Genomic DNA, 25,122 nt, shown 5'->3' with positions numbered 1-25,122 from the left:
CCTAGACGTGGCTCAACGACCACATCATTGCGCAGCTACGCTGGTGCAGGGGCCGTGCACTCATCACCTTAGCCTCAGCCGAACTCAATGAGATTCTCTAATGCACTTGATAGAGTTCAACATCTGAGAGCGCCACTGCAATCAGGGCTACTTGACGTATTGATAACCATGCTTCAACGAGGTCTTTGTCACCTTGCTCGTGAGCTTCGGTAATCTTCCCATCGACAATTTTCCCCACCCGGGAGCCATATAGCTGACATAGTTCAAATGCCAAAATGAATCTCTTAGCTCGTTCTTCGAAAACCATAATACCTCCTGAGATGAAACGGAAAACCAGGAACGCGGTTTTACCGACATATTCGGCTTGGCGGGGCGTAGTTTATTTGCCAACCGTCAAGATCACACCCGATCATTGCGAGAACAACAGTATGAATGATCGGTCACAAATTTTTATACATTACGCCGTCCAACCTTCATATTTGGCCAAATAGCTTATGCTTACCTTTATTGACGATTTTCAATAGTATCAAAATCCACGTTTAGACATACCTCGTTGCACCAACAGTTGAAAATATCTTGCGCCATTGGTTTCGAATAATAATAACCCTGAATCTCGTCACAGCCTAATTTCTTAAGTATCTCGAAGCAGCTTTTACTCTCTACGCCTTCCACAACGGCACGATAGCCGAGTTTTTTTACAAGACGCACTATCGTCTCGAGCAATAATATTCGCTTGCTGTCTCCTGCCTCCAAATCTTTTATGAACGACCGGTCCACTTTAACTACACTTGCCGGAATGTTTTGTAGATACGCAAAGCTACTATGCCCTACTCCAAAGTCATCGATAGCCAATGCAATACCGGCCGTCGCGAGCTCTCTGAGTATGTTGAGGGCTGAGGCAGGATGCTCCATCACCGCGCTCTCAGTCAGCTCAATCTCTAAACATTGGGCCGGCAAGTCTCGGACGAGCAACCCACCATAAACTCGTTCTGCAAAATCCGACTCCATTAAGTTTGCCGCAGATATGTTAACCGATAACTTAAGATGGATTCCTGCTGCGCGTAAACGAACAGCTTCGTCCAACGCTGTATCGAGCACCCACTGGGTCAGCGGACGCGCGAGCGACGTCTGCTCGATCATGGGGATGAACTCAGATGGGGATATCTCCCCGAGTTCCGGATGGCGCCAACGAAGAAGGGCCTCCGCCCCAAGGCATGCCCCGCTACTCAGTTCAACCCGCGGCTGGTACACAAGGTAAAACTGATCGCCGCCTCGCAGTGCGGCGCCAAAATCGCGGAGCAGTCGGTACTGACGCTGCACCGCTGCATCTAGCTCACTGCAATAAATAGCGGTCAGCTTTTTTGTGCGGCGAGCTTCGTGCGCAGCCAAGGCCGCACCACGCAGCAAGTCCTCCGATCCTACCATCCCAACTTGGAACTCACGAGCACCAAACGCAACTGTCGTTACGAAAGGTAGCGGACTGCCAGCACAAAGCTCCTTGAATGTTCGTTCAACCAAATCCATGTACGACGAGACTTCAACATCAGGAGGTGAAATAAAGGCAAATTGCGTCGCCCCGACGTGATATGCTGTCCGCCCGCTCCCTAGCACCCGATCAAACCCGACAGCAATTTCGCGGATCAACTCGTCCACCCGGCGCACCCCCATGGCGCTGGCAATCTTTGATATTTGTTCTCCTCTTGCCAGATCTAAGAATACGAGCACGTACTTAGTACGCGCATTGACATGCTCAAGATACGCCATGTCCTCGCGAAAACGTGCTCGACTGGGCATGCCGCTTACTGGGTCGATGTGACCATAGGCATACCGCAATTCTATCTGCGCCATAACCATTGCAGCCAAGTCGGTTAGGGCTTCTAACTCACCGCGAGTAGCGACACGCGGTCGGTCGCCGAGAACACAGAGCGAACCAAGGCCATAACCGTCAGCCGTTACAAGAGGCACGCCGGCGTAAAATCGTTTACCATTCCTTGCAAGCGAAGTATCTCGGTAAAGGGGGTCGCTCAAAATATCTTCGATTACCACCGGCTTTCTATAAACAGTAACTTCGGCGCATGGAGCACCTTTCCGTGGCGCGCTATGAACATCGAACCCGTATCGCGATTTGAATATCTGCTTATCTTTATCCGTGAGCGAGATTGCTGCAAATGGAAGTTGAAAAATTTGAGCCGCCGTTCGCGTGATCCGATCAAAGTGCGTGCTTACTGGCGTGTCAATAATGTTCAATTGATGAAGAACGTTTAATCTAGCAATTTCGGCAGCATCGGACACACGTCACCCTTTCATTGAATTGAATTTTACTCGATAGAGGTCGACATCCGCAGAGCCTGTCAGCCACTTTTATCCAACAGCATATGTGATTCTACTAGTAACCGTAGATGGTCGCCGCTGAGGCCGCCGTAAACCGTCAGAGATCTGGCGGCATCGAGATGGTCAGGTATAACGATTTTGGTTTTGCCTGAGCTTCAATTCTGTTGGATATACGTCAATCTCACTGGAGACGTTTCCAGGACAGGAAAGGAACTAAAGGTCATTAACAGGTTTGGGCCCGCCACGTCGGACGCGCTACGATCGACCACGGATGCGTCGTCAGATCGATCAACTGGGAGATACAACAGTCAAAACGCCGCTACATACCGCGCGCATTTACAGGTTCTTGTAAACGCAGCCTTTATGGACCGCGACGAAGCCGCTTGCCTGACAGAGCTATAGACGCACCAAGTCCATGCGCGTCAAGAGTTGCCCAACCTGCGTTATACGGACGGGAAAGGTGGTCTGAATCATCGCAAGCGCATCTTCCAGGTTCCCGAGATCGAACACTCCACTGACCCGCAGCGCGGCTGCCCGTGAAGCTATGGAGAGAATACCAGCTTGGTACGGACGGTATGCATCTATGAGGTCGCCGAGGGTCCGGTCGTGAAGGATCAGACGACCATCCAGCCAACTTACCGCGTCGAGTGTCTCGTTTGGCGGAAGGGGGCGGAGCGTGCTACCGGCTAGAGACAGGCCAGCACCGCCCGCGACGCGAACATCAGGACCGCCACCTAGTGCCATCACTACGGGCTTGTTCAAGGCGATTGCCTGAAGCCGCCCCTTGCGATTGGAGACGAGCAGGTCACCCGACATCATGGTAATGCGTAGCTGTGCTACCATGACCCGGAACGGCAGCGCAGCGGGTGATACCGAAATCCACGCTTTGCCCTCACTGAGCGCCAGGCCCCGCGGATGAGACGGGGAGATAAGATCCGCACCGCTGCGCGCGTCGAGTGCGAGCGCAGTCCCGTCCGGCAGCATGAAACGCCGCCGTTCAGCAGTCCGTGTGCCATAATCGGAGGTCATAGTCGCAAGCGGAAAGAAGCGATTGAGGACGGGTAAGGTAACCATCCCAACCGCCGTTACTCCAAAGATCTTACTCACCGCTGCCCTGCGCGAAATGTGATCGCGTTCGAATGAAGCAATTAGCCCCGTTGCCGACAGACGGTCCTGGACGACGCGGAAGGGGTGGAGCGATCCTTTAAGACGGGTCCACGCCTGAAGATGCACTTCGTCCTCATTCAACCAATCATCAAGCGCTACACGGTCCTCGGCGCTCAGCGCATCTTCGCGGACTGCTATCATCCAGGCGATGGCCTCGTCGATCACCTGGTTGGGGATCGCTTCGTTTTCAACGGTCATCGGAGGCGTCCAGATAACACGCGCGTAAAGCCTGAGCGATGTATTTGCGTACCATGCTGCTCGACACGCCGAGCAACTCCGCGATTTCGGCTTGGCGCATGCCTTCAATCTGGCTCAGTAGGAAGGCGGAGCGCGCTTTCATGGACAATCGTTGAAGGACTCGATCAATCTGGCGAAGCGCCTCCCTGACGATCAACTGCTCCTCCGGCGAAGGTTCCAATGCCGCCGGGAGCAACGCCATGGCCTCCTCGTAAGCGCAATGTAGATCATTCCTCACGCGTAAGTCGTATAGGATCCGCCGCGCGATGATCGTCATGATCGCGCGAGGTTCGCGGATTTGCTGATTGGCCGCGATACTCGTCAGGCGAAGCATGGTCTCCGCGGCAACGTCTTCCGCTAAGTGATTGGCGGCCGTTCGTCTTTTCACCCAGCTTTGCAGCCAAGCGTAGTCGGAACGAAAAATCGCATCTAGCGCCGAGTTCGAGGTAGACGCCGTTGTCATCACTGGCTGATTACCCGCAACACGACTGCCGGCGCTGCGGGCGCAGTTCCCCGCCGACATCTATCTCGCCGTGGCGATGCAGACGATTGATCAACAGACATGTCGAACGCTCCGAAGTCTAATTTTTCAGCCGCCCTCTCCTGTACGCACCTTCAGCGACATGCAGCCAAGTCTGGCGAGCAGAGGACCATGCGGGGTCCGACAGGTTTACGACAAAACAACTACTAAAATCTTGTCTGAAGCGAGAATTCGATCGGAACCGTGAGCGTCAGATCACTGTCCGAGAGATCTTTGGGCGGTGGCGGCAGATGAACTCGTCGCAGGAGCGACAACACCTCGTCGTCCAGATCATCCATGCCGCTGCGCTTGACCAATGCGGACCGGGTTACCCGCCCTGTACGATCAACGGTGAAGCGCACGAGAATCGTCGCTTCCTCATGCGCGAAACGCGCAGACGCGGGATAGCGTTTGCTGCCTTCGAGCCTTGCGACGACAAATGACTCCCATGTCATTTGTAAGTTAGGATCGGCGTGAGAAGCCGTCGCTATCCGGTCCTCAACGGCCTTCACCGCGGCCGCAGCCTGTTGCATCTGTTGTATCTGTTGCGGAGCTGCAGACGGGCGCGATGGGGGTATCGGCTTGGACGCCTGAGTCACTGGCGGCGGCAGAACGAAATCGTTGTGCGCGCGCGTCTTCGACACTTTGATATCCTTCAACGAGATCGGCGGCTGCGTGGAGCGTTGCGGTTCGGGTGTCGGCGGCTGTGCTTGGGGCATTGCGGCCGGGGGCGCAGGCACGACCTCAACGGAAAGGCTCGGCGGCTCGGAAGGGATCGGTTCGCGAACCCGGATGATGAGCATCAGAAAGATGGCGCCGTGCAGGAGCGCGGCGACGCCCAGCCCCAGGCGCCACCGTTGCCACGTCGCCGCGGCTTCCCGTCCGACCATCACCGCGACTGCCGGTCCCGGCCGACCAGAGCGACATGGGTGAACCCTGCGTCACGCAAGTCGTCCAGAGTGTCCATAACGCCTTCGTAGGTCATGGTCCGATCCGCCAACAGTAGCACCCGGTCGTCTGGTTTCGCGCCGGCTCTCAAAAGTGCGTCGTGGAGCCTGTCCCGCGACACCGGCCGGTCGTCGACCTGGAGCGACCGATCGGGCCGAAGCGTCACAACGATGGGCTTGTCCTGCGGCTCAAGCGGTTTCGCCGCGGAACTCGGCAGGTCCACCGATTGCGAGACGCTGGATGCCTGCGCGGCGATCATGAAGATGATTAGCAGAACAAGGATGACGTCGATGAAGGGCGTCAGATTGATCTCGCTGCATTCGGTCAGCTCGTCGTTTAGCTTGGGCGATATGGCCACGATCAAACACTCCTTGCCGAGGCGCGCGCAGAAGCGGCGACAGCTGCCTCCCCCGTCATCGCAATGAACTCCATCTCGCGGCTCGCCAATCCGGCGATCATTGTCGCGCTCATCTCAAGAGTTTCGCGATAGGCGGCGAGCCGTTGCAGCAGGTAATTGTACATGATCGTAGCTGGGATCGCCGCGACCAGGCCCAGCGCGGTAGCGAGCAGCGCCTCGGAGATACCCGGCGCCACTACCGCTAAGCTGGTAGATTTCGCCGCGGAGATGCCGATGAAGCTGTGCATGATCCCCCAGACCGTGCCGAACAGTCCCACGAAGGGACCAACCGAGCTGATCGACGCGAAGACTGGCAGCCCACGCCGCATGGCCAACACCGAATGTGCCTCGATCCGGGCGACCTTATCCTCGACGCGCTGTGACGCGCCATCGACACGGTTCTGCCGGATGAGGTCGCCCGATTGCGCGATCTCGCCGCGTGCAGCGTCCAGCATCGCGGTGGTGGCCGCATCGAGCGCGTCGAGTTCGCCCAGGCGCCGGGCGGCCTTCAGACGTGCGGTCGACTCGCGTACCGCCCGAACGCCGGCGGAGATCTCCCGTGCCTTCACCACGCACAGCGCCCAACTCACGAAGGAGGTGCCCACCAGAACAATCATCACTAGCTTCACGACCGGCTCGGCGTTGAGAAACATCGCAAAGGCATCGAAATTCACCTTGGCGGCAAGCGGACGGCACCACGCCGTCATCGGCAGCAGGCACAGCGCCATCGCTGCGGGGACGAAAAGGATCTTTTGGCGTCTCGTCATTTGAGCAGCTCCGGCAACGAAGATCGATCGGGAGGAATGGTCGGATTGTCATCGCCCGCCACCATTTTGCTGGAAACGGGATTCAGTGACCAGCCGTCCGCGCGCAGGTCGAGTATAAAATCGTGAAAGGGAATGATGCTGGCACGATGCGCAACGCTGACCACCGTCACGCCGGCCTCCGTCAGCAGCTGATAGAGATGCTTTTCCATCTCGAGGTCGACCGCGCTCGTGGCCTCGTCCAGGAACACGTGGTCTGGACGGTTCACGAGAAACCTTGCGAAGCCGATCCGCTGCTGCTCTCCCAGTGACAGGATCCGGCCCCAATCGCGTTCGACGTCCAACCCGCCGTGCCGGTCGGCCAAATCGCGCAGCTGCACGCGGCGCAACGCGTCCAGCAGGAACGCATCGTCGACGTCGGGGCTGCTGTAACCCGGGTAGAGGAGCTGGACACGCAGGCTTCCCAGCAGCATGTAGGGTTTCTGCGGCATGAACAGCGAGCGTTCGAGCGGAGGCGCGTCTACGCGTCCCTCGCCACGGGTCCATAGCCCGGCAAGTACACGCAAAAGGGAGCTTTTGCCCACGCCGGTCTGGCCCACCACGATCATCCGCTGGCCGTGGCGCAGCTCGAGCGAGATATCTCGTGCGAGACTGCGTTCGCCGCCCGGGGTTTGATACGTCACGCCCGACAGGCGGATCATGTCGTCGTGCCGCCGCATGTCGATCGAATGCTGCCCCGGCTTATCGGCATGCGTACGGGTCCGTCCGCGGATTTCATCCGATTTCTCGACGATTTGTGCGAGTCGAACTACATTTGGCGCGATCGCGGTTAGCGTCGGGATGATGTTCGAAACCTGACTTAGGCTGTCTTCGATCAATCTAGCCGCCATGGCTGCGGCGGCAATTGCGCCGTATTCGATCCGACCCGCGAAGAATAGCGGAACGACGAAGAGCAGCGGCAGGAAGAACTGTCCAATCTGAAGGGCCTGCAGGCACGCGTTGACATAGACATTGTTCAAAACCTGCCGAGTGGCCTGTCGCAACGCATGGCGCAATCGCGCCTGGATCTGGGTACGCTCGGCGGATTCACCCCGGTAGAAGGCGATGGTTTCCGCATTATCGCGTACGTGCAATATGCCGTACCGCAAATCGGCCTCGGCGATTTTGATGTCCCAGGCGATACCGATGCCCGGACGATAGATGTAGATCATCGAGATGGCGCGTAAAATGACGAACGCAAAGACAGCCTTCGTCATATCGGGCGATATCCTGCTAAGGATCACCGTCTGTATGGAAATGGAGAACACGATATTTACCACCGTCTGGGGTAGCGCGATCAGCGCCTTGACCAGCGGACCAACTTCTTCCTGAATCCTTTGATCAGGGTTGTCGATGTCGTTATCGACGGCGATATCGTAATAGGTGCGGTCGTTCAAATAACGGTCGGTTAGCCTCTCCGTTAGCCAGCGTCGCCACCGGATTTCGATGAGATCCCGACCGGCCCCGCTGACCCAGCCAACCATCGCCGACCCGATCATCAAACCGACCAGCCAATAGGTCAGCGGCCAGAAGCTCGCGACCTGCTTTGCAACGAGCGCGTTGGTTTGCTGTTGTGTGACGAGGGTCTGCATCCCACCGATGAGACCGCTCGCGGTGCTTTGCCCGATCATGACGGCGAAGAGTAGCCACGACAGCCGCGCATCCCTGCTGAGCCAATATGGCGCAGCAAGTGCCCACAAGCGACGGAAGAACCGTCCGTCTATGCGCTTGTCCCTGGCCGCGATAACGATCCGCGAGCGGACTGTACCGGTCTTTTCCCGCTCCGTCTTCGCCTTCATTCGACGATCGCCGAATCGAATCCGGCGCGTTCGAGCGACGCGCGGATCGCCGCGGCGTTGCCCATCACGACGCAGACGATTTCGGTGGGAGCAGGCAGCAGCGTTCCGATGCGCGCTTGGATGGTGTCGCACGACAGCCGATCGACGTTCGTGCGATAGGTCTGCCAGTCCGCTGTGCCAAGATACCCGTGTTGAAGCATGAACTGCATGGCATCGACCGCATCCGCCGCCTTTTCGTTGAGACCGGCAAGCCGTTGGCGCTCGGACCGGCGAAAGGCCTCCACCTCGTTCTCCGTGATCGGGCTATCGCTCCGTAGCTCCGCGACGAGGCGACGAAGCTCGCCGACCGTTTCGCCAGCCAGTTCCGGGGCGATCTCGGTTGAAACGGAAGCGAATAGCGGCCCGATGCCGGGCACCAACTCGCCCGCCTGCCCGCCAACGCCGTAGGTCCAAGCCTTTTCCTCGCGCAGCCGGCGGTTGGCGCGCGAAGCGAAGCCGCCACACAGCGAATCGTGGAGACATCGAACCATGAGATACGCCTCCCCGCCTTGCGCCTCGGGTCGCCAGCCCATCACGAGCCGCGCCGCCTCACGTTCGGGCGCGTCGACGATGCGGATTCCGGCGGTGGCGTCTTCAAGTGTCAGTCGCGGCGGGGGTAGATGCTCGTCACCCATTTGCCAGTCATCGAACATCGCGTTGAACAGCGTCTCCGCATCGGCGATGGCTATGTCGCCTGCGAGCAGCAGATCGACCTTGTCGGCTCGCCAGCCGCCTCGATGGAACGCGCGGACCTCGTCCCCCCACAGCGCCTTCGATGGCGACGGCGTGGCGGGCAAAGGCGCGCAGATACGATGATCTGAGCCGAACAATGCCCTATACAATATCGTGTTAAACCGCTCGTTCGGCATCCCTGCCTGCGCGGAGGCGCTCCCGGCAATCGCCTCCGCACGGCGGCGGCAGTCAGGCGATTCGAAGTTTGGCCGGATCAGCATGTCGGACATGAGGGCAACGCCAGCGGGCAGCGCGATCGCCAGTCCGCTGACGTTAGCTACACCCACCTGCATGCCGGCCGCCATGCTAACCGACAGTCCGGCCCGCGCGATTCTGCCCGACAGGCCGGCCGCATCGTCGGGACCCGCTCCGATCATGGGAACGGACGCCGCCAGTTCGGCGAGCCCTTCCATTCCGGGTCGTTCGCGGGAGCGGCCGCCATGGCCCAGCGCCCGGAGGTGGAACGTCGTGTCGCTCGGACGCTGGGACACCAGCAGCCGTGCTCCGCATCGCAGGCGCGTCGTGCTCCAGGCCGGCGGGCATACCGGCATCGCCGCAGCATCGCCGATCGCCGGAACGCTTTTTGGCGCGGTAGCCCCAGACGTTCGTGTGGAGATCTGGTCCACCGACAGCCGGAAGCCCTCACGCGCGAGCCAGTGGGCAGCCGTTTCGCGAATTTCCGCGCCATCGAGATCAGCGATCACCCCCGCTTCCTCGCGGTACCAGCTGGCGTCGCCATGGAAGACCTCGCCTTCGACGAGCAACGTCGCACGACGCTGCAGATCGACCATGTCGCGGGCCGTCCTGGAAAGCCGCTGCAGACGGACTTCTTCCAGCCGCTCGGCGTCAATCGGCATTTCGAGGAAGGCCTTCACGGCGTCATCAACCGCGCGCTGCACACGCAGGTCGGCCGCCGCCTTCAACCGCGCGCGGATGACGAACATGCCCGTCCCCCGCCCCGCCAGCGCCGTTGCGCTGACGCCGGCGGCAAGGCCGTCCTGCGCCACCAGCCTGCGATGAAGAGGGCTTGCCTGCCCGTTAGCGAACAATTCCGCCGCCATCGTCAGAGCCAGATGAGCGCGGGGCGTCCCCACATAGGACGGCGTGTTCCACCCTTGAAGGTAGATACCGGGGTCACCGATCCGATCGGCGACCCGCATTATGCTTTGTTGCGGCATGGAGGGTACATGCGCAAGGATTCGGCGCGGCGGATTGCGCGGCGGAATGGCTCCGAAATACATCTCGACCATCGCAAGCGTCCGGTCCGGATCGATCGCGCCCGCAACAACGATCACGGCATTGCTCGGGCCGTAATGCTCGCCATGCCAAGCCAGGATGTCGTCGAGCGTGTAATTGGCGATATCATGCTCGTATCCGATGGTCGGATGATGGTACGGGTGCCCCGGCGGTGTCAGGCCGCGCGACAGCCAGTCGTGGAGCTTGCCGAGCGGCTGCGCTTCGATCTGACGCTTCTCTTCGAGCACCACCTTGCGTTCGCGCTCAACAATCCCGGTATCGAGGCTTGCGGCGAAATCGCCCATCCGGTCGGCCTCGGCGAACAGCACATGTTCGAGCATATATGCCGGAATGGTCTGCACGTAGCGGGTCATGTCCCGCATCGTCACGGCGTTCACGTCGATTGCGCCAGCGTCGATCATCCGGGTGACGTAGCTGCCCGGCAGAGTACGCGTACCGCCAAACATCAAATGTTCGAAGAAGTGGGCGAGACCCGTCTGGCGCGGCCCCTCGTCCATCGATCCGACACGATAGGCGATGCTGACGTGCACCAGCGCGGTGGCGGCGGCGGGCTGCAGTATCACCGTCAGCCCGTTCGGCAGCACGTGTCGAGACCAATCCATGGTAATCATGGATAGGAGTTTCTCCTTGCCGAGCCGCCAGTTACGAACCGCGCCTACGCCAGCTGCCGCCTCGGACATGGCGACACATTCCACCTCGTTCATAGCGCCTGCCGGAGGGTGAAGAGCGCAGCGCGCGGCTGACCGTAGAAGTCGACCGTGGGCGGCGTGACCACAGCGTAATAGGTTCGGTCGAAGATGTTGGTAATATTGACTTGCGCACTTAGTTTGGGCGTGATCGCAAAACGGAGCAGCGCGTCCGCCGTCACGTAACCGGGCCGATGTGTAAGCAGGGAGGTGACGGCGAAGATGCCGTTGGTGAGACGACGTGGCCCCGGGTAGACTGAAGTAACCCCGGTGTCCCCTTGACCGCCCAGGCCGACGGTCATCCGGTGATCCAATACTGGAAGCTGCCACGTTCCAAAGATTTTAACCAGATGTTTCGGCTGGGCAAGTGGCAGCTCGAGCGAAAACAGGTCGCTGAGTTGGGCCGTCGGCCCCTCATGCTTGCTGAAGTTGGTGTACGTATAGGATACGTCGGCTTGGACGCGGCGGGTGATGGCACCCTGCGCCTGAAATTCGAAGCCCCTACTGATATACTTGGTTCCATCGTCAAGATAGCAGCAGCCGGAACCGTTTATTGAATTGGATGCGACCAGCGGCACCGACCGGTCGCGTGCCGGCACATTCCGTTGCTCGATATAAAATACTGATCCCGACAGGTTCAGCGTGCCATGAGCAAGCGCCGCCTTCGCACCGCCCTCGATGTTGACCCCGGTGGTCGGCTTCACCACCGAGCCGTCTTTTTGATACAGGTTCTGCTGGTCGAAGATGCTGTTGTAATTCGCGAACAGCGAGACTTCCTTGCTCAGATCGGCGACCAGCCCTGCGTTCGGAGGCGAGAAGTTGCTATAACTCGTGGTCTTGAGGGTCGTGCGACCGCCACTGATGCTAATCACCTTAAAATCGTAAGCAGTAAATCGATCCGCGATGGTCAAATGTAGCCATGACGATGGTGATATCCGGATCGTGCCATAGACGCCGTACTGCCGCTGATAGCTGAGAGGGGAGTAGATGCCGCCGCTCGTGCTGAAGGCGCTGTCGGGCAGACGCGGAAAATTAGCGGCATCGAACGGAATAACCACGTAATTGGAATAGGAAGCGCTGCCGGTCAGGTCGGGTAGACGTTGCGTCACCTTTTGGAAGTTTCCGCCGACCGTCAGCTCAATTCCTGCACCAAGCACATCGAACTTGCCCGCGATGTACGCGTCCGCGACATACTGGTTCGATCGCCGTGTTGAACGATAGGCGCCGGCCGAGCCCTGATTGGTCGCGCCTGGCTGGACGCCGTATTTGCCGAACGGCACGTTGAAGACGAAGCTGTCGTCATCCCCGTCCTGATAGGTCGCGCCCGTATTGAGCCGCAGCGTCCAGTCGTCGCCGATCGCCTGACGAAGCTGGACGAACACTTCCTTCGTATTGGTGATTGACCGGCTCCACGGCGTGCACAGGCAGGTTGCACGTGGCACGTAAAGCAGGTTCCCGTTGGGGTCGACGGGGATCCCCTGGAAGGGGGTGTTCCGCTCATGGCTGATCTTGCCGCCGATGTTGATCGTAGTGTCGGCCGCGGGTGCGATCTCAACGTTTATATAGCCTTGCGCGAAAGCGCGCTTGGCATAGTCGTAGAAGAAGCCGTTCCGCTCAACCGTGGCAACCGCACGCGCCTTGACAAGGCCGTTCAGTAGAACCGGCGACGACACATCGACAACGCCGCGGTAACGGTCCCACGAGCCGACCTGAGCTGTGACGTCCAACATCTCGTGATCCAGCGGACGTTTCCGTTCCAGGCTGAGCGTGCCGCCTGGGTTGCCGACCCCGGTGAAGGTCCCGGCGGCGCCGCGTTCGATCGTTACGCTGTCATAGATGGAAAGATCATCGAGCTGCCGGTACTGCGACGAATAGTTGCTGTTGCTGCCCGTGAAGATCGGCGATCCACCGTCGATCTGGATGCTGTTGATCACAAACCCGCGCGAGCTGAGCACAGCATTACCGGAGGAATCGACCGACGTCGTCACTCCGGGCAGCGCCTTCATGGCATCACTGAAGCTGTTGATCGACCGGTCGTCGAGCTGCTGACGGGTCAGGACAGAGATGGCCTGCGGCGTGTCTTTGAGCGCCAACGGCATCTTCGACGCGACGATGGCACCATTGGTCGTATAGCTTCTGGTCCCCTCAGTTGAGACCGGATCGGTGCTACCGTTCGCGCCAAACTCGGTCCCGCCATAGCTCCCTGCATGGCCGACGGAACTCGTCACGCGGACCGTCGACAGGGTTCGGCCGCCCGTCACGCTCGCGTCCGACGGTGCCTGGCCAGCGATGATCCATTGACCATCGCTAGTGACGCGCAGGGTCAACCCGCTCGTCGAGAGCGCCAGCCGCACCGCTGCCTCTGGCAGCATCCGTCCCTCAACCGGTGGCGCGGTCTTGCCGGCTACGAGGACCGGATCGAACACTATTCGATGTCCCGACTGCGCGGCGATCCGGGTCAGCGTCGTGTCGAGCGCGCCACTACTAACGTGAAAGACTACCTCGTCGCCCTCGGCCTGAGCCCAGGCCGCGGAGGGCGTGACAGCCGCGGCCACTGCCACCGCCATCAGGATCGAATTCCAGCCACTGTTCCGTTCCATACCCCGCCCCACGACATGCTGCTGCCGAAGCAATTCCCTTATTACTTTGACTGGTAAGGGCCAAAAAGTGTCACCACCGGGCAAAAAAAATTCAGAGGCGATGCTGAGAACATGCTTAACCGTGCCCGCCCGAGGCCGGGGTGGTGGCAACTGTGTTAATCAGACGACAGCGATAGGCTGTCGTTTCGCAATCATGGCGTTGAGGATGACGAGGAGTCGTGTGGCGACGGCGACGAGAATGGCTTTGAGTGCCTCGCCCTTGGCGTGAATGCTGTCACGCATCGCGGTTAACACCGGAATGCGGCACGCAACGATGCGTAGTGCTTCGTCGACCTCGGGAGCGCTGACCTATGTGGGCGGCCGCCGGGCGAGGTTTTGCTTCCCCATGCATGAGCAGGAAAGCTGACGGGGGAAGCGATTCGGCGACGGCGGTGCCTAGCGCGGGAAGGTCGCCGAGCAGCGTGGCCAGGACGGTAGTCCGGTGCCGGGGACGAGGGGGTGGATCGCGGCAAGCGTCTGATCCTCGGCGAGGAAGGCGGCAATCTGGCGATCGAGATCGACAATCTGTTCGTGGAGCAGGGATATCATGGTTTCGATTGTCTGCGTGACCTTGAGCTGACCGGCGCTGTGACAATGCAGCTTTTTGGCTTTGCGCATGTCAACCAAATCACTGGGATGACGCAGAGGATCGGCATGCACCGTCGCGAGGGGCGAGCGAGATTGTGGACGGCAGGTCGAGGGCCGCACCCGTCCGGGCAAGAACGCGCGCATCGGCGCAGTCGGTCTTGGCGAGCGCGCGGGTGTACCGGGCAAATTCGCGGGCGCGACGCGGATTGACGCGAGAGGAAGGATGTCCGCGCCTTGCCAATGCGGCGATCTGGCTGCCATCGCAGCCGTTGATGGCCTCGAAGATGAGGCGAATGTCATGATCGAGCCTGTCAAGCCAGGCAGCGATGATATCTGGAGTACTAACGCTCTCTCCATTTTTTAGCGTTGATAGCTCGCGGTGGTCCATGACGGCACGGGAGAGATCGCAGCCGATGGGTGGCTTTTGGCGTGGGTATGCCTCCTGTCCATGTCGTGCGGGATCGACTGTCCAAGCAACTATTCAGAGTTGTAACTACGTGGGAGGAAGACTGAAATTGATCTTAAGTATTCCAATTCGCAGCTAAATGCATGATCCTGCGAGAGGCGCCCCCACATTTTTCCCCACACTTCTTGTGAGATTGCCAGGAACAATCTGGCACGACTGCGACCGCTACGCGTCCAACCTCACTCATTCCGAACCCGTCGGCTCAAACCTGAAAGCCGTCGTTCGCTGATGCGACAGGGGGGGGGCATGGCTGAGTTTGGGACGAAGCAGGCAATCCAAAACAGCTCGCCGAAGGACAGCTCTTGCCACCAGCGGAAGTTCGCGCACCCCGCTCGTGAGGATCACCGCTACGCTACGCGCGCGGAGCTAAGGTAGTGTCTCCTTGAGCTATTGGAGGAGCTGGCGGAGCGCCTCACCGGTAGATGCCGTCCAACGCGAGCTCTCCCTCCTGGAGCGTGCTAAGGCCCACCTTGTTCCCCGTGTTCCTGAATAGCACACGGAAGGCGTCCAAGTCTGCCTCCTGCGGAAGCGGGGGCGCGTTCGCCTCAGTTGCGAGGAACTGCCTGAAACGCCGCTGCATCGGCGCGTCCGCTCGGCGTTGATGCCGTTCCGTCAACAGGTCCGATGCCGCTTGAGATCGAGTTTGGCCGGCCAGCTCCAGCGGCCCGAATACAGGTTGGCCGCGCTCGGCCGCACGAGCAATTAAGATCGTCCGGACGCACCATAATATACGCTTCGCCACGAGCTGCGACGGCAGCGCATCGGCGTGCCGTTCCAAGAGCCATCCAAGGTCAGAGGCGTGCGACACCTCAAACGCATAGCTCCGCCGAAGTGTGAACTTAGCGCGCAGCTTTTCGAGGTACCCTTGAGGGTCGAAGATCGGCTTCGCCTCTGTAGTCACGTGGTAGAGGAAGAGGTCACCCTCGGCGGCCTCGGCGAGCAGCTTTTCCCAAGGGTAGAAGAACATGGAGAGGCGGCCGATGGACCTGTGCCTCGGCTCCCCCGCAGGGGTCACAAGGAGCAGGTCCGTATCCGAGCCGCGTTCGTTGTCCCCGCGCGCGCGGCTGCCAAACAGCAGCATCGAGGCGATGCCGTCAAAGGGGGCGACCACAGCCGTCAGCGGCCCGCTCGCGCGATCGCAGCCACGGACAGCTTGCGTGCCGCTACCCGCGCCGCGACCACCTCCTCGCGATTGAGCAGGACGAGCTGCTGCTTGCCAGCCACCAGCACTCCGGGCTCCACGTCAAGGTTATGCTCCGTCATGACGTAGAAGGCTTGGCTTAGCCGCACCGTGACCATCAGCCGGTTGTTGGTCATGCCGTACTCCATGGCTACCGCGGCCCGCTGAGTCTCGTTCAAAGCGGAGTTGGGCGAGATCTCGAGGTCAACGCGATGCGCCCACTCGTAGTCGAGCGCTGAATCCGCGGCGGTGGGCTTGATCGCACCCGCGCTGTCGATCCTAAACAAGTTGTAATCGCGAAAGTCGCCATGCTCAGCCGACCAAGCCCGAACATACCAGCGCCCGATGGCATGGAAAAGGGCATGCGGGGCGATTAGCCGCCTCGGCTCGGGCGAGCCGGTGATGGACTTGTACTGTATCTCGATTTGTCCGTTGCAGTTGATTGCTTCCAAAATTCGCAGGAGTATGGCGGAATCCGTTCGCTTTCGCAGGAGTGCGACGTTCTCGATCGGCGGCGGCTCGTCAAACCAGGTGTCCTCCTTCCTCATCCAGCGATTCTCGATGGCAACCAACTGTAAGAGGTACCTTTCCGATGAGGCTGCCATCAGTGCCGGTCTGTACTCCGGGGTTCTGACATAAGCGCGCGACGCGCCATCGTAGACCAGATTATGCGGTGCCATCGCCGAGTATTGTGCGATGTCTGCAGATGCCTGCTGGGAGGAGATGCCAAACGTTTCCGCGAGGTCGCGCCGGTTCACCTTACTGTCCCAGAAGAGCCGGAAGTCGATAAATTCGAGACGGCGGCGCACGCCCCAGCGCACCGCGCTAGCTTGTTCGTCACTCATTGCACCTCCTGTAACCCGATGATCCTGCACATCATACGTCGACTTTCTTGACGGACGGTTGAAATGTTATCATATTCTATGGACGGTTTCGATTCGCCCGGCAACGCCCCGGCTACCCGAACCCGCAGGGATGGAGACGATGATGGCGAAGAATACGGGGTCAGACTTTCGTCGCGGGGCGGTTACGGCTCGCACGCAGTTCCAGCGGCCGGACGGCAATTGGCAGAAGCGCGATGAGCGCACCGGCCGGCTCATGGGCGTGAAGGATGACGGCACACCTTTTAAGGGCGTGGCCCGCGAGCCTGACGGCCGCGACACACCAGGAGCCTGATGATGGTCGACTTCTCTGACCGAGAGATAGCCGGATTCCTGAAGCGCTTTTTGGCCGAGATTGAAGCCGGCAATGCAGCAATTTTCGCTGGTGCTGGTCTCTCTGCGCCGGCAGGGTTCGTAAACTGGAAGGAACTGCTGCGTGAGATCGCACATGATCTAGATCTGGTAATCGACCGCGAGGACGACCTAATCTCCGTCGCGCAATGGCACGTTAACAAGGCGCAGAGCCGATATCGGCTCAATAAGGAAATCATTGATCACCTTTCGCCAGACACCCCGCCGACCGCGAATCATCGCCTGCTCGCGCGAATGCCGATCGCCACGTGGTGGACGACGAACTACGACACCCTTGCCGAAGAAGCGCTAAAGGCGGCTGGGAAGGTCGTCGATGTCAAGTCTGACCACCGCCAGCTGGCCGACACGAAGGCGCGGCGCGACACAATCCTCTATAAGATGCACGGCGACGTGAGCCGTCCAAATGAGGCGGTGGTCACCCGCGACGACTACGAGAGCTACGCTCGTGATCGCGCACCCTTCGTAAGCGCGCTCGCTGGTGATCTCGTTTCGAAGACCTTCTTGTTTATCGGCTTCAGCTTTACGGATCCGAACCTCGAGCAAGTGCTGGCGAGGGTTCGGCTCAGCCTGCGCGACAACACGCGCGAGCACTTCGCGTTTTTTAAGCGGCGGCAGCGCGGCGACGCCGACACGGATGAGTCCTACGCACACGATCTTGCCCGCCAGAAGCACATCGTCGCAGACTTGAAGCGCTACGGCGTCAATGCAATTTTGGTCGACGACTACGCCGACATTGACGAGATCCTGCAGGAGTTGGAGCGGCGGTATCGCCGCCAGTCGGTCTTCGTCGCCGCCAGCGCCGACGATTTTGGACCCTGGGGCCAGCCGGCGGTTGAGAAGTTCATGCGAGCGCTCGGGAGCGCTCTCGTTGGCCGCCGGATCCGGATCGTCACCGGCCTTGGACTGGGCGTTGGAAACGCGCTGTTTACAGGTGCCATTGAGCGGGTACTGGAGAGTCGGGCCGGCCATATCGAAGACTCTCTAATCATCCGACCCTTTCCCCAGCACATTCTCGATCCTGACGAAAGGCAGAGGGTATGGGCCGAGTACCGGTTGCGCATCCTCAGTGAGGCGGGTGTGGCGTTGTTCCTGTTCGGCAATAAGCGCATTGGGGACGCTGTGGTGCCCGCCGACGGGATCGAGAAAGAGTGGGAGATCGCGTGCGAGAAGGGCCTTGCCTTGCTGCCCATCGCGGCGACCGGATCAATGGCACGGACACTTGCCGAGCAGGCCGCGTCCGAACCCGACGTTTACCTGACGGCGCTCGACGACGCCGAACGCGGCCTTCTTTGGGAAATTCCCGATAATGTCGACGACCTCATGTTGCTCGTCGAGCCCATCGCCAACCTGATTGCTCGCCTGCGGCGCGGCCGCTGAATTTGAGGGGATAGTTATGGCCAAGAAGAAGTGCTTCCTGAGCTTCCACTATAAGCTTGACAGCTGGCGAGTGCAGCAAGTCAAGCAGATGGGCGCCATCGACGAGCAGCCGCTACTCAGCTCCAACAAATGGGAAGATGTCAAGAAGGGCGGAGATGATGGGATCCGCAGGTGGATCGACGACAACATGAAGGACAAGGACTGCTTGGTCGTTCTGGTCGGCGAGAAAACTGCGGGACGCCGCTGGGTGAATTACGAGATTAAGAAAGCCTGGGGAAAAGGGATGGGCATTCTCGCCATCCACATTCACAATCTCGAGAACAGTTCGGGCGAGCAGGCGAAGAAGGGCGGCAACCCGTTCGCCGGACTGACGGTCGACGGCGTGGCGGTAGAGGGTAAGGTGTATGACCCGCCTTACTCAGTGGGCAAGGACGTCTACAATCACATTGCCGCGAACATCGAAGATTGGGTGAAGGTGGCGATCGACGTCCGCAAGTGATGATGAGACATGTTTGGCGCACTTGATGGAGTGGAAAGTTCATGGCGAGGCGAGTGTTCTTCAGCTTTCATTACGCGCGCGACGTACGTCGCGTCGTGCAGGTGCGTAACTCGTGGGTGATGCGTCCGGGAGATGAGGCGCAGCCGTTTTATGATAAGGCCGAGTTCGAGCAGGCGAAGCGACGGGCGGGTGGCATCGAGAAGTGGATCGAGGACCAGCTCGCGGGTACGTCGGTAACGGTAGTCCTGTTTGGCGCCGAGACCTATCACCGGCCGTGGGTGCGCCATGAGATCAAGCGCAGCTTCGAGCTTGGGAAGGGGCTGCTGGCGGTCGACCTGTATGGGGTCAAGGATCCCCAGCTCGGAGTGGACGTTCCCGGCGCCAATCCGCTTTCGTACTGGTCTATCAAACAAGGGGGCGTGGATGTGCCGTTCACGCAGCTGTACAACACTTATTCTTGGGTGAACGGCCGCGGATATGCCAACATGCCCGCTTGGATCGAGGCGGCCGCGAAGAAGGCGGGGCGCTGACGAATGCCGATTGCCCTTTCTACGCTCTCCGCAGCAGCGCGCCGCGCTAGTCAGACCACCGCCGCCACGCGAGAGATGGCGCTCGAGAGCGCTCGTGCGGCAGGTAGGAAGACCGTTTTCCTATGTCATAGCCACGCCGACCGTGACTACGTCGTCGGTTTCGTTGAGTTGCTTCGGGAGGCCGGATGGGACGCGTATGTCGACTGGTTGGATGACACGATGCCGCCGCGTCCTAACAGGACGACCGCTCAGCGGATCAAAATGCGTATCAAGCAGGCCGACTACTTTATGTTCCTGGCCACGCCGAACTCGACCGCGTCGCGCTGGTGCCCCTGGGAGATCGGGTTCGCCGACGGTGTGAAGCCGATCGACACGATCATGGTGGTGCAAACCCAGGATGCGCAAGGCAACAATTACGGTAACGAGTACCTCGACCTCTATCGTAAGGTGGATGTGAGCCAACAAGGGCCTCTCGCGACCTGGCGTCCGGGCGAAACCTCCGGGGCGTTCGTCAGATCCCTGTGAAAACTTGATCCAGCCTTCATTGCTCGAGGTTTGTGTACTGCTCCGTCGCCCTGTTGAATTGGTTGCCGGCCCACGTTGCGAGTCTTCCAGCTGCAATCGAGTCGGCTAAGCTGCTTTCCCGACCCGCCGCTTCGTGCAGCCTGACCGGCAGCTTTTGGCGTATACCTTGCTGGTGCGGCGGGAGCATAGAGCCGGAGCACACGCTCGACCGACGGAGGAGGCGAATGGATTTGCAGGCGAAGGATTGGCTGCCCGCCATCATCGGTCTCGCTGGCGGCTCACTCGCCGGCTTGATCGCGGCGATGACCGCTGTCATCGGCAAAGAGAATAAGATCAGCGAGTTTCGGCAAGCCTGGATCGACGCACAGCGCGCGGATCTAGCCTCTATCTGCTCCCAAGCAGAGGCCTATGTGGCAGAAACCGATATAGCCAAGAAGGTCGAAAGGCTAGCGACATTCGACGCAGCACGCGCGCGGGTCGAGCTGCGCGAGAATCCACGCGAGTCCGAATGGGCGCCTATAAGAGCTGAGATCGGATCACTGCGCGACGAAATGATCAAATCTCTCCCGGATAAGGCCGCGATGAAGACCCATTGCACCGCGATCCTCGACGGCGCGCGGTGGCCGCTCAAGGCAAACTGGTCCATCGTGAAAACGGGTGAACCCTGGTACCGCAGATTCAAAGCCAGCATTCTGGTAGCGGTCGTTGCGGCCGTGACGCTCGGTGTGACCGTCGCACTCTGGATCGGCCCAACTGGACCCTATCTGCATCCACGCGTGCCATCACCCGACCCTAAGGCTGCCGCCGCTTCGCCGGTGAAACCAGTCACCAATTGATGCTCGACGCCGATACGCCGCCGCTGCCGGCCGCGATTCCAGCACGAAGAGCAGCTGTTGCCGATTCGACGACCAAAAGCGGAAAGGCTGCAAGCGGCGGGGAGCCAGCCCCAGCGCGTCAATCGATCTTTGCTTGGTGGATCTCGACGGAGCACCTTACTGGAGCATTGAGCTGCTCTGCACGTTTCCGGCATCCTGTAAGCACTTCCGCATTGTCCTTCGCGAGCCGAGCGGCGTCGGCCAGTGCCCGCGCCTGCTGTGGATCGGCAACCTGCATGAGCCGCACGCCCGCGTCCCAAGGTGCCCGCCTGAGTATTGTTGCAGCCCGTTCTTCTGGCCAATGCCAGCTCTCCGGCGCGAGCTGAGCGATAACCGGGGGGACAACAGTGCCAAACGCGAAGCCTACCAGTAGTGCCAAAGCGGCCGCCCCCGTGATCCACAGCTGCTGGGTTTCCGCGGAATGCGCGGACGCAACCATCCCCTTCAATTCCTGGACTGCGCCGGCAAGGGCATGGCTGGCGGCGGTCCAGGCACGATGATCGTCCGCGCGACCCTGCCTGTCAGCCGCCGCGATCTGCTTCGCTACATCCTACGGCGTCAACGTCATAGCCGGGCCGTCAAAAGATTTCATCTTCTTCGCGACGTGCTCATCCCAAGATGTTTCACGACATTTGCGCTAATCGATGCAGTTCCTAAATTATCAAACATGATCCATCAACTTCAGAGGGCAAAATGCGAAAACCACGTGACTTCGATTCGGAACTGAAGGCGCTCGACAGCAAGGCGCGACACCTCAAATAGGCCAAGCTCCAGCAGCTCGGCGAACTGGTGGTCGCGACCGGTGCCGATGCACTGCCGGTGGAGCAACTGGCGGGCGCGTTGTTCGCCGCAGTCAGCTTGTCCGATATGATCGCGCGGGAGGACTGGCGCCAGTGCGGCGCGGCCTTCTTTCAGCGACAGGGGAAAGCTCGCGGCGACGCTCGTCCGCGTGCGGCATCGGCTGCGGCAGCTGACAGCGGCACCGCACCGGCTGGAAGGGCAGCGGGCGCGGAATGACACGCGAGCCTGGGTGGTGAAACGCCGCGAGCGAACGCGTCAGCTGATCGAACTTGGCGGGTTGGTTGCGGAAGCCGGATTGGTCGAACTCACCGACGATGATCGCGCGGTGCTGTTCGGGCTGATGGTCGAAGCCGCCGTGACGCTACGGGGCGATGATAGCGAACACGCGCTGACACTCTGGCGACGGCGCGGGCGGCGTGCTTTCGCCGACAACGACGCAGAACTTTGAAGGTGGCGAACAGAGATAGGCCCAGGTTGCGCCCACCAGATCCGCAAGCCGCTCGGGCGTCATCCGCACCGACGCGGTGCGCGACCCGGCCGCGGGATAGACGGTGTCGAACTGGCGTAGCGAAATGTCGCAATAGATCGGCAACCGCGTCGGCAATCCGAATTGGCAGACGCCGCCAACCGGATGGTCTGTCAGCTGCTCGACGTCTTCGGCCGTGAGCATGCGCGAACGACCGCCGAGCGCGTCCTTCACCTTGCAATTGTCGAGGCGTATTTCGCCCCGCTGCCGGTAATCGCCGGCCGCCACAACCAGCACCACCGCATCGCCGACGCGCAGTGACAGCGTTTGGCGATCTGCCCCGGCAGCACATCAAGCGTGGCGGCAGCTTCGAGCACCGTTGCGGTGCTCGAAGCCTGTTCGATGATTGGAATGTCGGGTGCACGCGCCTCCAGAAAGGCGCGGACCGCCTCGATACCCATCAGCTGTTGAGCTTGTCCTTCACGGCCTTGGCGGGCGTGAAGGCGAGCTTCTTCGACGCGGCAATCTGGATCGCCTCGCCGGTGGAAGGATTGCGGCCTTCACGCGCGGCACTTTCCTTGACCTTGAACTTACCGAAGCCGTTCAGCGACACTTCCTCGCCGGCCGCTGCCGCCTCGGTGATGGCCGCGAAAATGCCGTCGACCAGCTTGCGCGCGTCGGCCTTGCTAAGGCTATGCTCTTCGGAAACGCGGTCGGCGAGATCGGCATTGTTCATGGACGTGTTCTCCGTGTGAAAAGAGGCGTGCCCTCTAGGTGCGGGCCATCAACCTGTCCAGCGACGCGCGCCATCATGCGGCAGCGGCACGCTCCAGCGCGGCAATGCGTTCTTCACAGATCACCTGTACCGCCTGTCCCAGCAATTCGACGCGTTCGCCCAGCCACGCCAGTTCCTCGGCGCTGATCCGATAATGCTTGGAATAGCGCGCCTTCACATAAGCTTCCTTCAGCTTCTCGAACCGCGAACGGTCGACGCGCTGGTCGCGCGGCCACGCATCGACCAATCGCGGGTCGATGCGCTCTGCCTGTGTGCGCAGGAAGGCCAGGTTGTGAACATGTGGCGTGTAGAAGGTGCAGACGAGCAGCACGCAGTGATAGAGGCTTTCCGTCGCCTGATGGGTGAGGAAAGCGGCGTCCTTCAGATATCCTTTGCGTCGAGCATCGCCGGCCAGGTCCAGCTTGCTCGCCCCGCTGGGAAACCACTCGACGAAATATTCCTGTGCCATAGCCACCGCTTGTGCCGGTGTCTTTGGTTTTGGCTGATGGAGTTCGCTCGGGTCGCTCTCGTACAGCGCGATGCCGTCGCGGGCGACATCCATGAAGAAGTACCGCCCGTGCGCCAGCCCGTCGTTTACCTCCTGCAGGGTGTGCACGATGAAATTGACCGGCGTGCGCAACGTCTTGGTGATCCCCAGTTCGCGGTTGAGCCGATCCTCAGCGGTTGCCCAGAACTCGACCCGATCGGTCAGCTTCGGGCTGTTGACGATCACCAGCAGGTCGAAGTCCGACTGATAGCCCTTGGCGGTATGCGGTTCGTCGACCCAGCCGCCTCGCGCATAGCTGCCGTACAGGATCACCTTGAGGATGCGCGCCTGCTTCTTCCAGTCCGACGTGGCGATAGCGATCGCGTCGCCAAACTCCTCAAACAGGATCTGGACGACACGCTCCAGCTCGCGCTGCTTGGCTGGGGGCAAATGGTCGAGGCTGGTCCTCATGGATCGATCCTAACGCGCTGAAGCGACGACGTACACCTCGCCCGGGTTCGCCGGGCGAGGTGTACGTCGTCGCTCATGGCTGGTCGCCCCGCTCCGCTCGACCGAGTGCTATCAGCACGCGGGCGACGGTTTGCTCGACTTCCGCCACCGTGCAGCCGTGCCGCCGGGCCGTCTCAATGTAATCCAAATCGTCGAACCGCACCGATCCAAAGATTGTCCGATCGCGCTCTGGGAGGGCACGGAAAGCACGGCGCATCCGCCGCAGGCGAAGCCAGCGCATCATTGCCCCGCCTCCCCGTCCGCGACGAACCCGAGCAGGTAATCGGCCGCCTTGCTGGCAGCACTCGCCGCCCGGAAGATCGCCTTTTCATCCTCGCGCAGCACCGCCAGCCAACTGCCGATGTAATCGGCGTGCCGAACCGTCGGCCGGATCGCCAGCGACGCGCAGGTGAACGCGCTCGCCATTTCAGCGACCAGCTCTTCCCGGCTATAGGCGGCGCTGCCGAATGCGCCCGACTGGTCGCGGTCGAGCCGAGAGCCATGCCCGGTCCAGTGCCCCAGTTCATGCAGCACAGTGCGATACCAGTTGATGCGGCTGTAGAATGCCAACTGCGGTGGCACCGCCACATAATCGCCACCGGGGTTGTAATAGGCCTCTCCGCCGCCAATCCGGATATCGGCACCGCACGCTTCCATCAGCGCATGCGCGGCGGGAATGCGGTCCGCCTCCGCCACCCGGGCGTCCTGCTCGACCGTAGCCAACCGCTCGGCCAGCCCCTCACACTGGTCGACATTGAACACGGTGAAGCGCTTCAGAAACGCCAGCTGCCGCGCCTCCCGGTCCTCATCCCGCGCCCGCTCGGCCTCGTCCTTCGGTGTAAAGCGATCGGCATAACAGATCGTCGTGCCCCGCTCGCCGCGCCGTACGCTCCCGCCCGCCGCCTGCGCCTGCCGAAAGGTCAGCCAGCGCTGCGCGGCATAGCGCCCCTCGATCACCGCAGCCCAGAGGATCAGCACATTGATCCCCGAATAGCGCCGCCCAGTCACGGCATTGGCCGGCATCGCACAGCCACACGCCGCCGCATCCCAAAGCTGAACCCAGGGCAGCCGTCCCTGCTCCAGCTCGGCAATCACCCGTCCCGTCACCTCGGCATAGAGGCTCACCCGGTTCTCGTGTCCAACACCCATGATCCTTGCTCCTTCCAAAACACCGCAACCGGCGCCGGAAGGGCGGGGGGAGCGGCAGGAGCGAACCGGCAGTCCTGCCGTCAGAG

General features: G+C 60.5%; 28 protein-coding genes and 1 pseudogene. 7 read left to right on the top strand and 22 right to left on the bottom strand.

The genetic code is table 11. The annotated features are described in order from the left end of the window. Nucleotides 1–97: 97 nt before the first annotated feature. From ACTJKY_RS08015 to ACTJKY_RS07945, 15 genes are all read right to left on the bottom strand, one after another. A complete protein-coding gene (locus tag ACTJKY_RS08015; RefSeq protein ID WP_440845301.1) occupies nt 98–307 on the bottom strand; it encodes a hypothetical protein in 210 nt (69 codons plus the stop codon). Between the two features lie 197 nt (nt 308–504). Then, nucleotides 505–2,292 carry a sensor domain-containing phosphodiesterase gene (locus tag ACTJKY_RS08010; protein WP_440845299.1) on the bottom strand — a complete coding sequence of 596 codons (1,788 nt, stop codon included), beginning with the start codon at nt 2,290–2,292 and terminating at the stop codon, nt 505–507. 435 nt (nt 2,293–2,727) lie between these two features. After that, nucleotides 2,728–3,696 carry a DUF4880 domain-containing protein gene (locus ACTJKY_RS08005; RefSeq protein WP_440845298.1) on the bottom strand — a complete coding sequence of 323 codons (969 nt, stop codon included), beginning with the start codon at nt 3,694–3,696 and terminating at the stop codon, nt 2,728–2,730. Beyond that, a complete protein-coding gene (locus tag ACTJKY_RS08000; protein WP_440845297.1) occupies nt 3,686–4,258 on the bottom strand; it encodes a sigma-70 family RNA polymerase sigma factor in 573 nt (190 codons plus the stop codon). Before ACTJKY_RS08000 ends, ACTJKY_RS08005 begins: the two co-directional genes overlap by 11 nt. Before the next feature lie 164 nt (nt 4,259–4,422). Continuing rightward, complete coding sequence (locus ACTJKY_RS07995; protein WP_440845295.1) at nt 4,423–5,145, bottom strand: energy transducer TonB; 723 nt, start codon at nt 5,143–5,145, stop codon at nt 4,423–4,425. Continuing rightward, complete coding sequence (locus tag ACTJKY_RS07990; protein WP_440845293.1) at nt 5,145–5,561, bottom strand: ExbD/TolR family protein; 417 nt, start codon at nt 5,559–5,561, stop codon at nt 5,145–5,147. Before ACTJKY_RS07990 ends, ACTJKY_RS07995 begins: the two co-directional genes overlap by 1 nt. A gap of 2 nt (nt 5,562–5,563) precedes the next feature. After that, entirely contained in the window at nt 5,564–6,328 is a 765-nt protein-coding gene (locus ACTJKY_RS07985; RefSeq protein ID WP_440845291.1) for a MotA/TolQ/ExbB proton channel family protein, read from the bottom strand. Nucleotides 6,329–6,363: 35 nt separating this feature from the next. Further along, nucleotides 6,364–8,202: an ABC transporter ATP-binding protein/permease gene (locus ACTJKY_RS07980; protein ID WP_440845289.1), complete on the bottom strand. Its 1,839-nt coding sequence runs from the start codon at nt 8,200–8,202 to the stop codon at nt 6,364–6,366. Continuing rightward, nucleotides 8,199–10,934 carry a M16 family metallopeptidase gene (locus tag ACTJKY_RS07975; protein ID WP_440845288.1) on the bottom strand — a complete coding sequence of 912 codons (2,736 nt, stop codon included), beginning with the start codon at nt 10,932–10,934 and terminating at the stop codon, nt 8,199–8,201. Before ACTJKY_RS07975 ends, ACTJKY_RS07980 begins: the two co-directional genes overlap by 4 nt. Next, on the bottom strand, nt 10,931–13,516 hold the full coding sequence (locus ACTJKY_RS07970) for a TonB-dependent siderophore receptor (protein ID WP_440845286.1): 2,586 nt from the start codon (nt 13,514–13,516) through the stop codon (nt 10,931–10,933). The genes ACTJKY_RS07975 and ACTJKY_RS07970 overlap by 4 nt, the downstream gene beginning before the upstream one ends. A 159-nt stretch (nt 13,517–13,675) precedes the next feature. Beyond that, entirely contained in the window at nt 13,676–13,798 is a 123-nt protein-coding gene (locus ACTJKY_RS07965) for a hypothetical protein (protein ID WP_440845284.1), read from the bottom strand. Between the two features lie 153 nt (nt 13,799–13,951). Beyond that, nucleotides 13,952–14,173, bottom strand: a complete 222-nt coding sequence (locus tag ACTJKY_RS07960; RefSeq protein ID WP_440845282.1) for a hypothetical protein — start codon at nt 14,171–14,173, stop codon at nt 13,952–13,954. A 10-nt stretch (nt 14,174–14,183) separates the two neighbouring features. Then, the gene (locus tag ACTJKY_RS07955) at nt 14,184–14,531 is read right to left on the bottom strand and encodes an IS110 family transposase (RefSeq protein ID WP_440845280.1); all 348 of its coding nucleotides are present in this window, start codon (nt 14,529–14,531) and stop codon (nt 14,184–14,186) included. 490 nt (nt 14,532–15,021) lie between these two features. Further along, nucleotides 15,022–15,690 carry a nucleotidyltransferase domain-containing protein gene (locus tag ACTJKY_RS07950; protein ID WP_440845278.1) on the bottom strand — a complete coding sequence of 223 codons (669 nt, stop codon included), beginning with the start codon at nt 15,688–15,690 and terminating at the stop codon, nt 15,022–15,024. Nucleotides 15,691–15,725: 35 nt separating this feature from the next. Next, on the bottom strand, nt 15,726–16,634 hold the full coding sequence (locus tag ACTJKY_RS07945) for a WYL domain-containing protein (RefSeq protein WP_440845277.1): 909 nt from the start codon (nt 16,632–16,634) through the stop codon (nt 15,726–15,728). 142 nt (nt 16,635–16,776) lie between these two features. Between ACTJKY_RS07945 and ACTJKY_RS07940 the strand changes: the two genes are divergently transcribed. From ACTJKY_RS07940 to ACTJKY_RS07915, 6 genes are all read left to right on the top strand, one after another. Then, entirely contained in the window at nt 16,777–16,965 is a 189-nt protein-coding gene (locus ACTJKY_RS07940) for a hypothetical protein (RefSeq protein ID WP_440845275.1), read from the top strand. After that, nucleotides 16,965–18,419, top strand: a complete 1,455-nt coding sequence (locus ACTJKY_RS07935; RefSeq protein ID WP_440845273.1) for an SIR2 family protein — start codon at nt 16,965–16,967, stop codon at nt 18,417–18,419. Before ACTJKY_RS07940 ends, ACTJKY_RS07935 begins: the two co-directional genes overlap by 1 nt. A 16-nt stretch (nt 18,420–18,435) precedes the next feature. Next, complete coding sequence (locus ACTJKY_RS07930; protein ID WP_440845271.1) at nt 18,436–18,918, top strand: TIR domain-containing protein; 483 nt, start codon at nt 18,436–18,438, stop codon at nt 18,916–18,918. Nucleotides 18,919–18,971: 53 nt separating this feature from the next. After that, nucleotides 18,972–19,448, top strand: coding sequence for a TIR domain-containing protein (locus ACTJKY_RS07925; protein WP_440845269.1), 477 nt, complete (start codon nt 18,972–18,974; stop codon nt 19,446–19,448). Nucleotides 19,449–19,451: 3 nt separating this feature from the next. Next, complete coding sequence (locus tag ACTJKY_RS07920) at nt 19,452–19,973, top strand: toll/interleukin-1 receptor domain-containing protein (protein ID WP_440845268.1); 522 nt, start codon at nt 19,452–19,454, stop codon at nt 19,971–19,973. Between the two features lie 224 nt (nt 19,974–20,197). Beyond that, complete coding sequence (locus ACTJKY_RS07915; protein ID WP_440845266.1) at nt 20,198–20,809, top strand: hypothetical protein; 612 nt, start codon at nt 20,198–20,200, stop codon at nt 20,807–20,809. A 118-nt stretch (nt 20,810–20,927) separates the two neighbouring features. Here ACTJKY_RS07915 and ACTJKY_RS07910 read toward each other — a convergent pair whose 3' ends face one another. Further along, on the bottom strand, nt 20,928–21,383 hold the full coding sequence (locus ACTJKY_RS07910; protein WP_440846295.1) for a DUF6118 family protein: 456 nt from the start codon (nt 21,381–21,383) through the stop codon (nt 20,928–20,930). Nucleotides 21,384–21,529: 146 nt separating this feature from the next. Next, the gene (locus tag ACTJKY_RS07905; protein WP_440846341.1) at nt 21,530–21,868 is read right to left on the bottom strand and encodes a hypothetical protein; all 339 of its coding nucleotides are present in this window, start codon (nt 21,866–21,868) and stop codon (nt 21,530–21,532) included. Between ACTJKY_RS07905 and ACTJKY_RS07900 the strand changes: the two genes are divergently transcribed. Beyond that, a complete protein-coding gene (locus ACTJKY_RS07900) occupies nt 21,798–22,097 on the top strand; it encodes a conjugal transfer protein TraD (protein ID WP_440845265.1) in 300 nt (99 codons plus the stop codon). The two genes, ACTJKY_RS07905 and ACTJKY_RS07900, sit on opposite strands and share 71 nt — an antisense overlap. Here the strand turns inward: ACTJKY_RS07900 and ACTJKY_RS07895 are convergent. The 5 genes and pseudogenes from ACTJKY_RS07895 to ACTJKY_RS07875 all read right to left on the bottom strand — a co-directional run bounded on the left by ACTJKY_RS07895 (nt 22,011) and on the right by ACTJKY_RS07875 (nt 25,036). Beyond that, a pseudogene (locus ACTJKY_RS07895) lies at nt 22,011–22,576 on the bottom strand (YbaK/EbsC family protein). The gene ACTJKY_RS07900 and the pseudogene ACTJKY_RS07895 overlap by 87 nt on opposite strands. Beyond that, the gene (locus ACTJKY_RS07890; protein ID WP_440845264.1) at nt 22,576–22,851 is read right to left on the bottom strand and encodes an HU family DNA-binding protein; all 276 of its coding nucleotides are present in this window, start codon (nt 22,849–22,851) and stop codon (nt 22,576–22,578) included. The pseudogene ACTJKY_RS07895 and the gene ACTJKY_RS07890 overlap by 1 nt, the downstream one beginning before the upstream one ends. 73 nt (nt 22,852–22,924) lie before the next feature. After that, nucleotides 22,925–23,848, bottom strand: a complete 924-nt coding sequence (locus tag ACTJKY_RS07885; protein ID WP_440845262.1) for a nucleotidyltransferase — start codon at nt 23,846–23,848, stop codon at nt 22,925–22,927. A gap of 73 nt (nt 23,849–23,921) precedes the next feature. Beyond that, nucleotides 23,922–24,131 carry a sigma factor-like helix-turn-helix DNA-binding protein gene (locus ACTJKY_RS07880; protein WP_440845261.1) on the bottom strand — a complete coding sequence of 70 codons (210 nt, stop codon included), beginning with the start codon at nt 24,129–24,131 and terminating at the stop codon, nt 23,922–23,924. Next, on the bottom strand, nt 24,128–25,036 hold the full coding sequence (locus ACTJKY_RS07875; RefSeq protein WP_440845259.1) for an ArdC family protein: 909 nt from the start codon (nt 25,034–25,036) through the stop codon (nt 24,128–24,130). The genes ACTJKY_RS07880 and ACTJKY_RS07875 overlap by 4 nt, the downstream gene beginning before the upstream one ends. Nucleotides 25,037–25,122 lie beyond the last annotated feature (86 nt).

The organism is Sphingomonas sp. 22176 (genome assembly GCF_052045505.1).
Lineage (GTDB): Bacteria > Pseudomonadota > Alphaproteobacteria > Sphingomonadales > Sphingomonadaceae > Sphingomonas.
This window is presented reverse-complemented; position numbering and strand designations above follow the sequence as displayed.